This is a genomic window from Oceanicella sp. SM1341 (genome assembly GCF_003448965.1).
Classification (GTDB): Bacteria; Pseudomonadota; Alphaproteobacteria; order Rhodobacterales; family Rhodobacteraceae; genus Paroceanicella.
The window spans coordinates 14,593-27,918 of the sequence record NZ_QRGC01000034.1 but is presented as its reverse complement, the minus strand read 5'-3'; the positions used below and the strand labels follow the sequence as shown (position 1 = coordinate 27,918).

The following is a 13,326-nucleotide window of genomic DNA, read 5'->3' as shown; positions in this document are numbered from 1 at the left end:
GACCCCCGGGAGGAAACCACTCATGCTCAAGATCGTCGCCCCCCTCTGCGCGCTGGCCCTCACGGCCACCAGCGCCGCCGCCGAATGGCGGGGATGGAACATCCACGTGCCGGAGTACCCGGTGTCGCAGGGCATGGACAAGTTCGGCGAGCTGCTCGACGAGCGCACCGACGGCCGCCTCACCGCCCGCACCTACCATTCCGGCATCCTGGGCGACCAGCCCGACGCCATCGAGCAGGTGCGCCTCGGCGGCATCGACTTCGCGGTGTTCAACCTCGGCCCCATGGGCCCGATCGTGGAGGCGACCAATGTCGTCTCGCTGCCGTTCATCTTCAAGGACCTCGACCACATGCACCGCGTGATGGACGGGCCGATCGGCGAGGAGATCTCGGCGGCGATGGAAGAGGAAGGCCTCGTGGCCCTCGCCTGGTACGACAGCGGCTCGCGCTCCTTCTACAACACCAGGCACCCGATCAACGAGCCGCAGGACCTCACCGGCATGAAGATGCGGGTGATGAACAACGAGATGTTCGTGGGCATGGTCGAGGCGCTCGGCGGCAACGCGACGCCGATGGCCTTCGGCGAGGTCTACCAGTCGCTCAAGACCGGCGTGGTGGACGGGGCGGAGAACAACTGGCCCTCCTACGAATCGACCAACCACTACGAGGTTGCCGGCTACTACTCGGCCACCAACCACCTGATCATCCCCGAGTGCCTGTGCATCAACGCCGATCTCTACAACGGCCTCTCCGCCGAGGACCAGGAGATCGTGAAGACCGCCGCGCGCGAGAGCGCCACCCTGCAGCGCCAGCTCTGGGCCGAGCGCTCGGACGAGAGCCAGAAGAAGGTCGAGGCCGCGGGCGTGAAGTTCAACGAGGTCGCCGACAAGGCCGCCTTCCAGAAGGCGATGGAGCCGGTCTACGCCAGGTTCCTCGAGGAGCATCCGAGCCTCGACGGGCTGGTGAAGGAAATCCAGGCCACCGAATGACACGCGCGCGGGCGGGCGGGCGCCGAGGCCCCTGCCCGCCCGCACCGGCCTCCCCGGCTGCGGCACGCGGGGCGGCCTCCCCCCTTCCCCGAACCCGGAACGCCCCATGCCCCGCTCTGCCCTCGATCGTCTGCTGGACGGCCTCTCCGCCCTCGTGCTCTGGATAGCCGGGGCGGGCCTCGTGCTTCTCATCGCCATCTTCGGCTGGCTGGTGTGGGGGCGCTACGTGATGAACTCCACGCCCACATGGGTGGAGCAGCTCGCGCTGCTGCTGGTGGTGTTCATCAGCTTTCTCGGCGCCGCGGTGGTGGTGCATGACGAGGGCCACCTGAGCGTGGATTTCTTCCGCGACGCCCTGCCGCCGCGCGGCCGGCTCTGGGTGTCGGTGTTCAACGACCTGGTGCTGGCGCTGTTCGCGCTGGCCATGGCCTGGTTCACCTGGCAGCTCGTGTTGTTCAAGTGGCGCGCCAAGATCCCGCTGCTGGGCTGGCCCGAGGGGCTGCGCAGCCTGCCGCTGGTGGTCTGCGGCGTGCTCGTCGTGCTGTTCTGCGGCGCGCGCATCCTGCGCCGCCTGCGCGCCGGCGTGGAGGAGTAAGCCATGGGTCTCGCTCTCCTGCTCGGCCTTTTCGCCGTACTCGTGGTCACCGGCGTGCCGGTGGCCTTCGCCCTGGGCATCTCGGCCATGTCGGTGTTTGCCTACGAGGGCCTGCCGATGATGATCGGCTTCCAGCGCATCGTCTCCGGCGTGTCGGTGTTCAGCCTGCTGGCCATTCCCTTCTTCGTCTTCGCGGGCGAGCTGATGCTGCACGGCGGCATCGCCAGCCGGCTGGTGAAGGTGGCCTTTGCCGCCGTGGGCCATATCCGCGGCGGGCTGGGGCAGGTGAACGTCTTCGCCTCCATGCTGTTCGGCGGCATCTCCGGCTCGGCGGTCGCCGATGTCTCGGCGCTCGGCTCCATCCTCATCCCCACGATGAAGGAGAAGGGCTATGACAGCGATTACGCGGTGAATGTGACCGTCACCTCCTCAATCGCTGGTATCATGATCCCGCCGAGCCACAACATGATCCTCTACGCGGTGGCGGCGGGCGGCGGCATCTCGGTGTCGAAACTGTTCATCGCCGGCATCGTGCCGGGCTTCGTGATGTGCTGCTGCCTCGCGGTGGCGGCCTACCTGGTGGCGCGGCGGCGCGGCTACCCGTCCGAGCCCTTCCCCGGCGGCATGGTGCTGCTGGCGAGCTTCGTCTCGGCGCTGCCGGGGCTGCTCACCGCGGTTATCATCGTGGGTGGCGTGCTCTCGGGCATCGTGACGGTGACGGAATCCGGCGCCATGGGGGTGATCTGGGCCATCCTCGTCACGCTCATCGTCTACCGCTCGCTGAGCTGGGAAGGGTTCAAGACTGCGGTGCTGAACTCGGTGCGCACCACGGCGATGGTGATGGTGCTGGTGGGCTGCGCCACGGCCTTCGCCTACCTGCTCGCCCTCTACCGGGTGCCCGAGGTGCTGGCCGACGCGCTCACCTCCATCTCCTCGAACCCGATCGTGATCATGCTGATCCTCAACGTGATGCTGCTGGTGCTCGGCATGATCATGGACATGGCGGCGCTGATCCTGATCTGCACGCCGATCTTCCTGCCCGTGGTCACCGGCTTCGGCATGGACCCGATCCAGTTCGGCATGGTCCTGATGATGAATCTCGGGCTGGGCCTGTGCACGCCGCCCGTGGGCGCCTGCCTGTTCATCGGCTGCGTGATCGGGCAGGAAAGGATCGAGCGCGTGGTGCTCACCATCTGGCCGTTCTACGCGGCCATCCTGGTGGCGCTCGCGGCCACCACATTCATTCCGGCCGTGTCGATGACGCTGCCGAACCTCATGGACTGAAGAAGGAAGCCCAATGACCCGCATCCTGATCACCGGAGCTGCCGGCGGCGTCGGCGCCATGCTGCGCGAGGCGCTGCAGGGCTACGCGCCCCTGCGGCTCTCCGACCTCTCCGAAATGGCCCCCGCCCGCGAGGGCGAGGAGATCGTGCGCTGCGACCTCGCCGACCGCGCGGCGGTGGACGCGCTGGTGGAGGGCTGCTCCTACATCGTGCATCTGGGCGGCATGTCGGTTGAGAACACCTGGGACGTGATCGAGCAGTCCAACATCCGCGGCGCCTTCAACATCTTCGACGCGGCGCGGCGGCTGGGCCCGGCGCGGGTGCTCTTCGCCTCCTCCAACCACGCCATCGGCTTCCACACCCGCGAGACGCTGCTCGACGGCGCCTCCGACATGCGCCCCGACAGTCTCTACGGCCTGTCGAAGGCGATGGGCGAGACCATGGCCCGCTATTACTGGGACAAGTTCGGGGTGGAGAGCGTGTCGGTGCGCATCGGCTCCTGCTTCCCCAGGCCGAAGGACCGCCGCATGCTCTCCACCTGGCTGGCGCCGGAGGATTTCGTGAGCCTGGTCAAGCGCATCCGCGAGGCGCCGCGCACCGGCTGCACCATGGTCTACGGCGCCTCGGCCAACCGCGACATGTGGTGGGACAATTCCCACGCCGCCTTCCTGGGCTGGGTGCCGCAACATTCCTCCGAGCAGTTCCGCGCCGAGGTGGAAGCCGCCGACCCGGCCCGCAGCCATGACGACCCCGCGGTCGTCTACCAGGGCGGGGTCTGGCCCGTCGCGCCGCACACCGGCGAGTGAGGCCCCCGGGGCCGCCCGCGCAGGGCCTCTCGCGCGGGCACGGCGCCTCCCCCCGCGGGGGGCGCCCCCCCTTCAGATGATGCGGGCGGCGCCCGCGAGCAGGAACATCGCCTGCACCCCCAGCACGAAGAACAGGGTCGCCACCGGCGCGATATCCACCCGCCCGTGCCAGGGCAGCACCCGGCGCAGCGGGCGGTAGAGCGGGTCGAGCATCGAACTCAGCCCGTTCCAGGCCCGGCGCACGGCGGGGCCCTCATGGTCCAGCACGCGGAGACGCAGCAGCAGGCCCATCACCAGGTGGAGCAGGATGAGCAGCCAGAGCGCGCTCAGCATGTGATAGACCAGCACCAGCACGGACGTCATGCGCGCCTTCCTCCCCGCGAACCCGTTTCCCTCACCACGGCCCAGCATCGCAGGCCCCGGTTAACCGCCGGTAAGCCTCGGCACGGGGTTGACGCGGGGCCCCGGCGGGCCTTTGCTCTGCCCCCGAGGCACACGGCCGCGAGGAGCCCGCGCATGCATGACACCGCCCTGCTGATGATCGACATCCAGAACGACTTCTGCCCCGGCGGCGCGCTGGCCGTGGCGGAGGGCGACAGCATCGTGCCCCTCGTCAACCGCCTGGCCGACAGCTACCCGGTGCGCGTGCTCACGCAGGACTGGCACCCGGCCGGGCACTCCTCCTTCGCCGCCAGCCACCCGGGCGCCGAGCCCTTCTCGATGGTCGAGATGTCCTACGGGCCGCAGGTGCTCTGGCCCGTGCATTGCGTGCAGGGCACTGAAGGCGCGGAGTTCCACCCCGACCTGCGCCGCGACGCCGACCTCGTGCTGCGCAAGGGCTTCCGCCCCGGCATCGACAGCTACTCCGCCTTCTTCGAGAACGATCACGAAACCCCCACCGGCCTCGGCGGCTACCTGCGCGAGCGCGGGGTGAGCGCGGTGGCGCTCTGCGGCCTCGCCACCGATTTCTGCGTGAAGTTCTCGGCGCTCGACGCATTGCGCCTCGGCTTCGGGGTGACGCTGATCGAGGAGGCCTGCCGGGGCATCGACATGGAGGGCTCGCTCGCCGCAGCGAAGGAAGAGATGGCCACGGCCGGGGTTGTATTCGCCTGAGGCCCTGCGACATTTCGACGGATGACGGGCTGGACAACCCGACCCGAGCCTGTTCTAGAGCGGCAATACCTGTCCGGGAACCGCGCCATGACCGATATCGCCACGCGTGTCTACAACCACAACTGGAAGATCGACCCCATCGTGCGGTCGCTTCTGGACACGGATTTCTACAAGCTGCTGATGGCGCAGAGCATCTTCCGCAACCATTCGGACGTGCGGGTGCGCTTCAGCCTGATCAACCGCTCCGACAAGGTGCCCATGGCGCGGCTGGTGGACGAGAGCGAGCTGCGCGACCAGCTCGACCACCTGCGCTCCCTGCGGCTCTCGCGCGGCGAGAGCACCTACCTGCGCGGCAACACCTTCTACGGCATCCGCTCGATGTTCGGCCCCGATTTCATGGAATGGCTGGAGAACCTGCAGCTGCCGGAATACGAGCTGGAGCGGCGGGGCGACCAGTATGAGCTCACCTTCGAAGGCACCTGGGCCGAGGCCATGCTCTGGGAGATCCCGGCGCTGGCGGTGATGATGGAGCTGCGCTCGCGCGCCGTGCTGCGCGAGATGGGCAAGTTCGAGTTGCAGGTGCTCTACGCAAGGGCCATGGCGCGGGTGTGGGAGAAGGTGCAGCGGCTGCAGCCCCTCGACATGCGCATCGCCGATTTCGGCACCCGGCGGCGGCATTCCTTCCTCTGGCAGGACTGGTGCGTGCAGGCGATGCGCGAGGGGCTGGGCCCGCGCTTCACCGGCACCTCCAACGTGCTCATCGCCATGCGCTCGGAGGTGGAGGCGATCGGCACCAACGCCCACGAGCTGCCGATGGTCTATGCCGCGCTGGCGGCGGATGATTCCGCCCTCGCCGAGGCGCCCTACAAGGTGATGGCCGACTGGCAGCGCGACTATGACGGCAACCTGCGCATCATCCTGCCCGACACCTACGGCACCGAGGGGTTCTTCGCCCGCGCGCCGGAATGGCTGGCCCACTGGACCGGCGTGCGCATCGACAGCGGCGACCCGCTCACCGCCGCCGAGACCGCCATCGCCTGGTGGAAGCGCATGGGCCAGGACCCGCGCGACAAGCTCATCATCTTCTCCGACGGGCTGGACGTGGACAAGATCATCATGCTCGACGAGAAGCTGCGCGGCCGCGTGCGGGTGAGCTTCGGCTGGGGCACCCTGCTGACCAACGATTTCCGCGGCCTCGCGCATGGCGGCGCGCTCGACCCGTTCAGCCTGGTGTGCAAGGCGGTCTCGGCCAATGGCCGGCCCACGGTGAAGCTCTCCGACAATCCCAACAAGGCCATGGGCCCCGAAGACGAGATCACCCGCTACAAGCGGGTGTTCGGCGTTGGCCGGCAGGTGGCCCAGCCCGTGGTGGTCTGAGCCCGCCGCGCGGAGGGGATTCGGCCCGGTTTCCTGAACAAATCGCTGAATCGGGCCCGCTTGCGGTGCCTGGCGGCCACTGCGGACGCGGAAGAATGCTGCACCGCCGCAACAGTTTTCAATCTCCTTGCGGAAATTCGCCGCCGGGCGCACATTTTTCCCTCCGGACACGCAAGCGTGAGCGACGGTTTCTGCGCTGACCGACGTATCGTTCGGGAACGGGGAGCAGGGAGAGCGCCGGATGTCCATGGTCCGACAGGCCATCGTTTCTATCATCGTGCTTGGCGCCGCGGGCGCCGGCATCGCGGCGTTCAGCCCCGATGCGCGCGACCTCTTGCGCCGCGTGGGCATCGACACCGGCCCCCTCGCCCTCACCGCCACGGAGGAGGCCGCCCCCGGCCGGGCCGAGCGCAGCGTCGGCGTGGTCACCGCCACGGCGGAGGAGGCGCGCGCCGCCACCCGCCTGCGGCTCATCGGCTCCGGCCGGGCGCTGCGCAGCGTCACGCTCTTCGCCCGCTCCACCGGCGAGGTGGAGGAACTGGGCTTCACCCCCGGCGAGAAGGTGGCCCGCGGCACCGTGCTCGCCCGGCTCGACAGCGACGCGGAGGAGATCGCGGTCTCCCGCGCGCGGGTGGCGCTCTCCGAGGCCTCGGCCGCCTTCGAGCGCCTCACCGCGCTCGCGAGCCGCCGCATCGCGAGCCAGGTCGACCTCGACGAGGCCGACCGCGCCCGCCAGCGCGCCGAGCTGGACCTGCGCACCGCCGAGCTCGACCTCGAGCGCCGGCTGGTGCGCGCGCCCTTCGACGGCGTGATGGGCCTCTCCGAGGTCGACGTGGGCGACCTGATCGGCGCCGACACCGCCATCGCCGTGCTCGACGACCGCTCCAAGCTCGAGATCGACCTCTACGCGCCGGAACGCTTCGCCGCGCTCATCAGCCTGGGCCAGACCCTCGTCGCCACCAGCCCCGCCGCGCCGGACCAGCTCTTCAACGGCACCGTCACCGCCATCGACAGCCAGATCGACCCCGAGAGCCGCACCCTGCGCCTGCGCGCCGCCATCGAGAACTCGGACGACGCGCTGCGCCCCGGCTTCTCCTTCAACGTCATCATGGCCTTCCCCGGCGAGGCGCATGTCGCGGTGCCCGCCCTCGCCGTGCAGTGGCGCTCCGACGGGCCCTACGTGTGGAAGGTGACCGAGGGCACCGTGGGCCAGGTGCCGGTGAAGGTGATCGAGCGCGAGGATGACCGGGTGCTGCTTTCCGGCATCGGCGTGGGCGACGTGGTGGTGACCGAGGGCGTGCAGAAGCTGCGCCCGGGCACCGCCATCTCCGAGATCGACGCCCCTGCCGAGGCGGGCTGAGCCGATGGCGCAGCACGAGCCCGAAGACACCGCGCAGGCGCTGGCCGAAACCGAGGCCGCCGCCCGCGCCCTGCCGCCGGGCATGGATGACGGCGCCGCCGCCTTCACCGCCACCTTCGTGAAACGCCCGGTGCTGGCCATCGTGGTGAACCTGCTCATCGTGGTGGCCGGGCTCGCGGCCCTCTGGGGCGCCGAGATCCGCGAGCTGCCGGACGTGGACCGCCCGGTGATCACCGTCACCACCACCTATGACGGTGCTGCCCCCGAGACCATCGACGCCGAGGTGACCGACGAGATCGAGGGCGCCGCCACCCGGGTGTCGGGGGTGAAATCCATCGCCTCCTCCTCGAATTTCGGCCGCAGCCGGGTGACGGTGGAATTCACCGACGACACCGACCTCAACGTGGCCGCCAACGACCTGCGCGACGCGATCAGCCGCATCGAGCGCGACCTGCCCGACGACATCGACGACCCGCGCATCGTGAAGGCCGATGCCAATGCCTCCGCGGTGATGCGCGTGGCGGTCACCTCCGACCGGCTGGAGATCCAGGACCTCACCCGGCTGGTGGAGGACGAGGTGGTCGACACGCTCGCCGCCATCGACGGCGTGGCCGACGTGCAGGTCTATGGCGACCGCGAAGCGATCCTGCGCGTGGACATCGACCAGGCGGCGCTGGCGGGGCGGGGCTTCACCCTCGCCGACGTGGCGAGCCTGCTGGCCGAGGTCTCGGGCGAGAGCCCGGCCGGCACCATCACCTCCGACACGCAGGAGATCGTGGTGCGCGCCAACTCCGGCCTCACCACGGCCGACGAGTTCTCCGCCCTGATGCTCGACGCCCACACCCGGCTGGGCGATGTCGCCTCCGTCACCTTCGGGCCGGACGTGAACGAGGCCATCCTGCGCGCCAACGGCCAGACCGGCGTGGGCATGGGCATCGTGCGCCAGGCTCAGTCCAACACGCTCAACATCTCGCGCGACGTGCGCGCCGCGGTGGAGCAGATGCGCGCCATCCTGCCCGAGGGCACCGACATCCGCGTGACCAGCGACGACGCGAATTTCATCCGCGGCTCGATCAGCGAGGTGGTGGGGGCGCTGGTGCTCGCCACGGTGATCGTGATCGGGGTGATCCTGCTGTTCCTGCGCTCGGCCCGCGCGGTGCTGATCCCCGCCGTCACCATGCCGGTGGCGCTGATCGGCACCTTCGGGGGCATCTACCTCGCCGGGTTCTCGATCAACATCCTCTCCATGCTCGCCCTCGTGCTCGCCACCGGCATGGTGGTGGATGACGCGATCGTGGTGCTGGAGAACGTGATGCGCCGCCGCGCCCTCGGCCTCGGGCCCCGCGCCGCGGCGCTGGTGGGGGTGCGGGAGGTGTTCTTCGCCGTGATCTCCACCACCGCCACGCTGGCGGCGGTGTTCATCCCGATCTCCTTCCTGCCGGGCACCGCGGGCGGGCTGTTCCGCGAGTTCGGCTTCGTGCTGGCCATCTCGGTGGTGATCTCCTCCATCGTCACGCTCACGCTCTGCCCGATGATCGCCGCCCGGGTGCTGCCCGCCCCGGCCGAGACCGAGGCCGCGCGCCGCGGCCTGCTGGGCCGGGCCTTCGAGAGCCTGGGCGCCGGGCTGCAGGGGCTCTATGCCCGCATCCTGCGCGCCGCCCTCGACGCGCCGCTGGTGGCGATCACCGTGGCGGTCGTGTTCTCGCTCGGCGCGGTGATGGCCTTCCGCCAGGTGCCGCAGGAGCTCACCCCGCCGGAAGACCGCTCGGTGCTGCTGTTCTCGGTGAACACGCCGCAGGGCGTGAGCCTGAGCTACACCGCCAAGCAGATGCGCCTGATCGAGGACATCGCCTCCGCCTACCTGCAGAACGGCGAGGCGCAGAACCTCTTCGCCATCGCCGGGCGCGGCGCGGTGAACCGCGGCTTCATGGTGCTCACCCTCGCCCCCTGGGAGGAGCGCAGCCGCTCGCAGCAGGAGATCGCCGAGGAGATCAACACCCGCATGGGCGCCCTGCCCGGCGTGCGCGCCTTCGCCATCCAGCCGAACTCGCTGGGCATCCGCGGCGGCGGCGAGGGGCTGCAGTTCGCCGTGGCCGGCGCCACCTACGACCAGCTCTCCTACGCCGCAAACCAGATCATCGAGCGCATGCAGGAGGACGGGCGCTTCGGCAGCATCCGCCTGAGCTTCGACCTCACCCAGCCGCAGCTCACCGTGAAGGTCGACCGCGAGCGCGCCTCCGACCTCGGGATCGACGTGACCGGCCTCGCCAATGCCATGCAGTCGCTGCTCGACGGGCGCGAGGTGGGCACGGTCTACCTGCCGGACCGCACCTCGCCCATCAAGCTGCTCTCCACCGGCACCCCGGTGGACGACCCGACGGACCTCGAGAACATCTTCCTGCGCACCGCCTCGGGCAAGATGGTGCCGATGTCCTCCATTGCCACGCTCACCGAGGCCGCCGCCCCCGCCGACCTGCGCCGCGAGGACAAGCTGCGCGCCGTGCCGGTGACCGCGAGCCTCGGCGAGGGCCTCGCCCTGCAGGACGCCTACCGCGAGGTTCTGCGCCTCTCCGAGGGCCTGCTGCCGCCGGGCGCGCGCATCATACCGCTGGCCGAGGCCGCCACCGTGGGCGAGACCTCCCAGGGCCTGGCGATGACCTTCGCCGTGGCGATCATCGTGGTGCTGCTGGTGCTGGCGGCACAGTTCGAGAGCTTCGTCTCGGCGGTGATCATCCTGCTCACGGTGCCGCTGGGGCTGGCCTGCGCGGTGTTCGCCATCCTGTTTTCCGGCGGCACGCTCAACGTCTACAGCCAGATCGGGCTGGTGATGCTGGTGGGGGTGATGGCCAAGAACGGCATCCTGATCGTGGAATTCGCCAACCAGCTGCGCGAGCGCGGCCTCGCCCTGCGCCCGGCGATCGAGACCGCGAGCCTCATCCGCCTGCGCCCGGTGGCGATGACCGCGATCTCCACCGTGCTGGGCGGCGCGCCCCTCGTGGTGGCGAGCGGCGCCGGCGCCGAGGCGCGCATCGCCCTCGGCTGGGTGGTGGTGGGCGGGCTCGGCCTCGCCACGCTGGCGACGCTGTTCCTCACCCCGGTCTGCTACCTGGTGCTGGCCCGCTTCTCCACCCCCCGGCGCGACGAGGACGCCCGCCTCGAGGCCGAGATCGCCCGCGCCCGCGTGCTGGGCCACCCGGCGGAATAGCGCCGGTGGCCACCTCACGGCTTGAGCTTGCCGTCAGGTATGCTATCAGCCGGGGAGGGGCCGGATTAGCACAGCGGTAGTGCAGCGGTTTTGTAAACCGAAGGTCGGGGGTTCGAATCCCTCATCCGGCACCACCCCCCTTCAGCCGAGAGACGAGCAACCGAGCAGGCCGGAGCGGCACGGCCCGCCACGCTGGTTCGGCGGCCCGAGGATCGCCCGGACTTCCTCCATCAGCCACGTGGAACTGCGCGCAGCTCTCCTCGCCCGAGCGAGCCAGGAAAGCGGCTCCGCGAGCCACCTCGCACTGGTCGCTCCCGAGCCGGCCGGACCAGTCCTCACGCGGGATGTCGAAGGCGCTGCGGGTCTCGCGCGGGCCCGGCAGCCCGGTGAAGAGCTGACCGCAGCGGCTGCAGATGAACCCCGTCACCGCTGCCACCGGATGTAAGCGTTGCATGTGAACCCTGCCATAGGAGCTTTCGAGACTGGCGATAGGGCCTTATCTTGGCGCTACGCGCCAAGACGAAACGCCAAAAGATTCAAGATTTTCGGCCGATTCTGTGTAGAAATACAGATTTCCTGAAATCTCGAAGGACAATTCCCCCACCCGACTAGGCCGCTAGCGACGACGGCATCGGAAAAACCTCCCAAGATCACTCTGGCGAACACAATTTCAAAGCATGCTATGTTCATGCGAGTTTTTATACAGCATCGGCCCCGAGCTGACGGTCGAAGCGTGCCCACGCCGCGGCTCGGCTTTCCCGAAGCAGTCGCTCGTGGCTTTCATGCCGTCGATTAGACGCAGTTGTTACAAATTGCGCCACTTTTTCACCTAGTCGCCTTCGGCTTCACGCATTCGCAGCTCAAGCTCGTCCAGGAACGGAGAGCGCCCCCAATACTTTCGCCCGAAGCGGGTATCGACGAAACCAGAATATAGCATGTGGATTTCGTCGCGGGCCCGCGTTAGCCCCACATAGAACAGACGTCGACTCTCACGCTGGGCCGCAGGTGCTTCGTTACGCCATGGCAGGCTCCCAAGATCGAGTCCCACCATGATGACCACATCGTATTCGCACCCCTTTGCAGAGTGCAGCGTCAATAAATTGAGGTGAAGTGGTGAGCCATCACGCCCACCAAGACTGGCGAGATTAAGGTCCGCAAGCGGCCCCCCCATGGCGACTGCCGCTGACATCCGCTCGACCTGTTCGCGCTGATCGCCAAGGCTCGGCTCAACCGCCATCAGCGCGTCGAGCATTCCTGCCCGCAGCGCCGTTACGAAGTCGCGGGCTAGCCCCTCCTCAACTCGGAGCGACCAGAGAAGCCGAGTGAGGCTTTGCAATTCAGCGCTGGCCTCCGCATCTGAAATCCGAGCGCGATGAAAACCGATCCAGCGGTCCAACAAGCCACGCAATTGCGGCTTTGCTTCACGCCAGCCCCCCGCGCACCAGGCGGCGCAGTCCTCGATCCAGCTCGTGAGTGCAACCTTGCGATAAGGCGCAGCCGTGTCGACCCGCACAAAGTCGAGACCCGCCGCCGTGGCCGCTTCCGCCACCACGTCGCCGGCACGATAGTCCCGGTAGAGGATGGCGATGTCGCCGAGCGCGCGTCCCGGTTTGGCGGCAAGCGCCGCTGGGATGATCTCGGCGACCGCGTGCGCGGCCTGGCCTTCCAGGCCATCGTCGCACTCAACGATTGCGATTACCGCCTGGCGGTCCGGGTCGTTCGATCGGTAGCCGCGATCCTCGCCGAGCGCCATTTCGGAGGCACGAACAATCCGCGAGGCCGAGCGATAATTGAGTTGAAGTTGAACGCGCTCGACATCGTCGCGCTCCGCCATCTCCTCCAGCAAAGCTCCGTCCGCGCCCGTGAAGCTGTAGATCGACTGATCCGGATCGCCGACCGCAAAGAGGCGGACACCCCCGTCGAAGGCTACCCGCTTGACTATGCGGTGAAGCGCAACGCCGAGATCCTGATACTCATCGACCGCTAGGACCGGGAATTTTGCCTGGAGTAGCGGGAGCACCCAGTCGTGATCCGACACTAGACGCTGGCCGAAAATCACGAGGTCATCGAAATCGACAAGACCTGTTCGCCGCAGCTCGGCTTCGTAGCCCTCGGCCCAAGCCGCAAGCTCCTCCTCATCTGTCCAGGCTTCCGACGTCCTGTCCAATATCGATCGCCGATGACGCCCCAGGTCCATCGGCTTGTTCGGATGACCTAGGCCGAAGAGCCTTTCCCCGACCCGCTTCATCGCCTGGTCGCTCTGTCGTTGCGTGGCGACCGCAAGCGGGAAGGGCGCCGGCAAATTGGCAAGACGGCCATAGGGCATCAACAGATGCCTCATGCAAAAACCATGGACCGTGCCGATGAAGAGGTTCGGCGCCTCTCTTAGACCCAGCTGTTCCAACCGGCGCGTCAGTTCACGCGCACACTCCTGGCTGTAGGTGATGCATGCCGCGCCGCGTGGCGCGCGTACGTCTTCAGCCATGATCCGGGCAAGCTTGAGCACCAGCGTCTTGGTCTTGCCACTGCCGGGGCCCGCCAGCACCACACAATGGCCGGTCGAGTCATAGGCGGCTTGCTGGCCTGGGTTACTGGCCAA

Annotated in this window: 10 protein-coding genes and 1 tRNA gene; 9 read left to right on the top strand and 2 right to left on the bottom strand. The window is 68.4% G+C overall.

Annotation, left to right across the window (positions count from 1 at the left end; genetic code table 11):
• Positions 1-22: 22 nt before the first annotated feature.
• The 4 genes from D3P35_RS22545 (at position 23) to D3P35_RS22530 (ending at position 3,672) form a co-directional block, all read left to right on the top strand.
• Complete coding sequence (locus tag D3P35_RS22545; protein WP_118138170.1) at positions 23-988, top strand: TRAP transporter substrate-binding protein; 966 nt, start codon at positions 23-25, stop codon at positions 986-988.
• 106 nt (positions 989-1,094) lie between these two features.
• Entirely contained in the window at positions 1,095-1,583 is a 489-nt protein-coding gene (locus tag D3P35_RS22540; RefSeq protein ID WP_118138168.1) for a TRAP transporter small permease, read from the top strand.
• A 3-nt stretch (positions 1,584-1,586) separates the two neighbouring features.
• Complete coding sequence (locus D3P35_RS22535) at positions 1,587-2,867, top strand: TRAP transporter large permease (protein ID WP_118138166.1); 1,281 nt, start codon at positions 1,587-1,589, stop codon at positions 2,865-2,867.
• A 13-nt stretch (positions 2,868-2,880) separates the two neighbouring features.
• A complete protein-coding gene (locus D3P35_RS22530) occupies positions 2,881-3,672 on the top strand; it encodes an NAD(P)-dependent oxidoreductase (RefSeq protein ID WP_118138164.1) in 792 nt (263 codons plus the stop codon).
• A 72-nt stretch (positions 3,673-3,744) separates the two neighbouring features.
• On the opposite strand, the gene D3P35_RS22525 is transcribed toward D3P35_RS22530, so the two are convergent.
• Positions 3,745-4,035 carry a YggT family protein gene (locus D3P35_RS22525; protein ID WP_157982271.1) on the bottom strand — a complete coding sequence of 97 codons (291 nt, stop codon included), beginning with the start codon at positions 4,033-4,035 and terminating at the stop codon, positions 3,745-3,747.
• Between the two features lie 153 nt (positions 4,036-4,188).
• Between D3P35_RS22525 and pncA the strand changes: the two genes are divergently transcribed.
• The 5 genes from pncA (at position 4,189) to D3P35_RS22500 (ending at position 10,861) form a co-directional block, all read left to right on the top strand.
• On the top strand, positions 4,189-4,785 hold the full coding sequence (gene pncA, locus D3P35_RS22520) for a bifunctional nicotinamidase/pyrazinamidase (RefSeq protein ID WP_118138160.1): 597 nt from the start codon (positions 4,189-4,191) through the stop codon (positions 4,783-4,785).
• Positions 4,786-4,872: 87 nt separating this feature from the next.
• Positions 4,873-6,162, top strand: coding sequence for a nicotinate phosphoribosyltransferase (gene pncB, locus D3P35_RS22515; RefSeq protein WP_118138158.1), 1,290 nt, complete (start codon positions 4,873-4,875; stop codon positions 6,160-6,162).
• Between the two features lie 241 nt (positions 6,163-6,403).
• Positions 6,404-7,522 (top strand): efflux RND transporter periplasmic adaptor subunit, encoded by a 1,119-nt coding sequence (locus D3P35_RS22510; RefSeq protein WP_118138156.1) that lies wholly within the window; start codon positions 6,404-6,406, stop codon positions 7,520-7,522.
• Positions 7,523-7,604: 82 nt separating this feature from the next.
• Complete coding sequence (locus D3P35_RS22505) at positions 7,605-10,727, top strand: efflux RND transporter permease subunit (RefSeq protein WP_198670760.1); 3,123 nt, start codon at positions 7,605-7,607, stop codon at positions 10,725-10,727.
• A gap of 59 nt (positions 10,728-10,786) precedes the next feature.
• Positions 10,787-10,861: transfer RNA gene (locus D3P35_RS22500), tRNA-Thr, on the top strand.
• Positions 10,862-11,556: 695 nt separating this feature from the next.
• Here the strand turns inward: D3P35_RS22500 and D3P35_RS22495 are convergent.
• A complete protein-coding gene (locus D3P35_RS22495) occupies positions 11,557-13,326 on the bottom strand; it encodes an ATP-dependent helicase (protein ID WP_232830601.1) in 1,770 nt (589 codons plus the stop codon).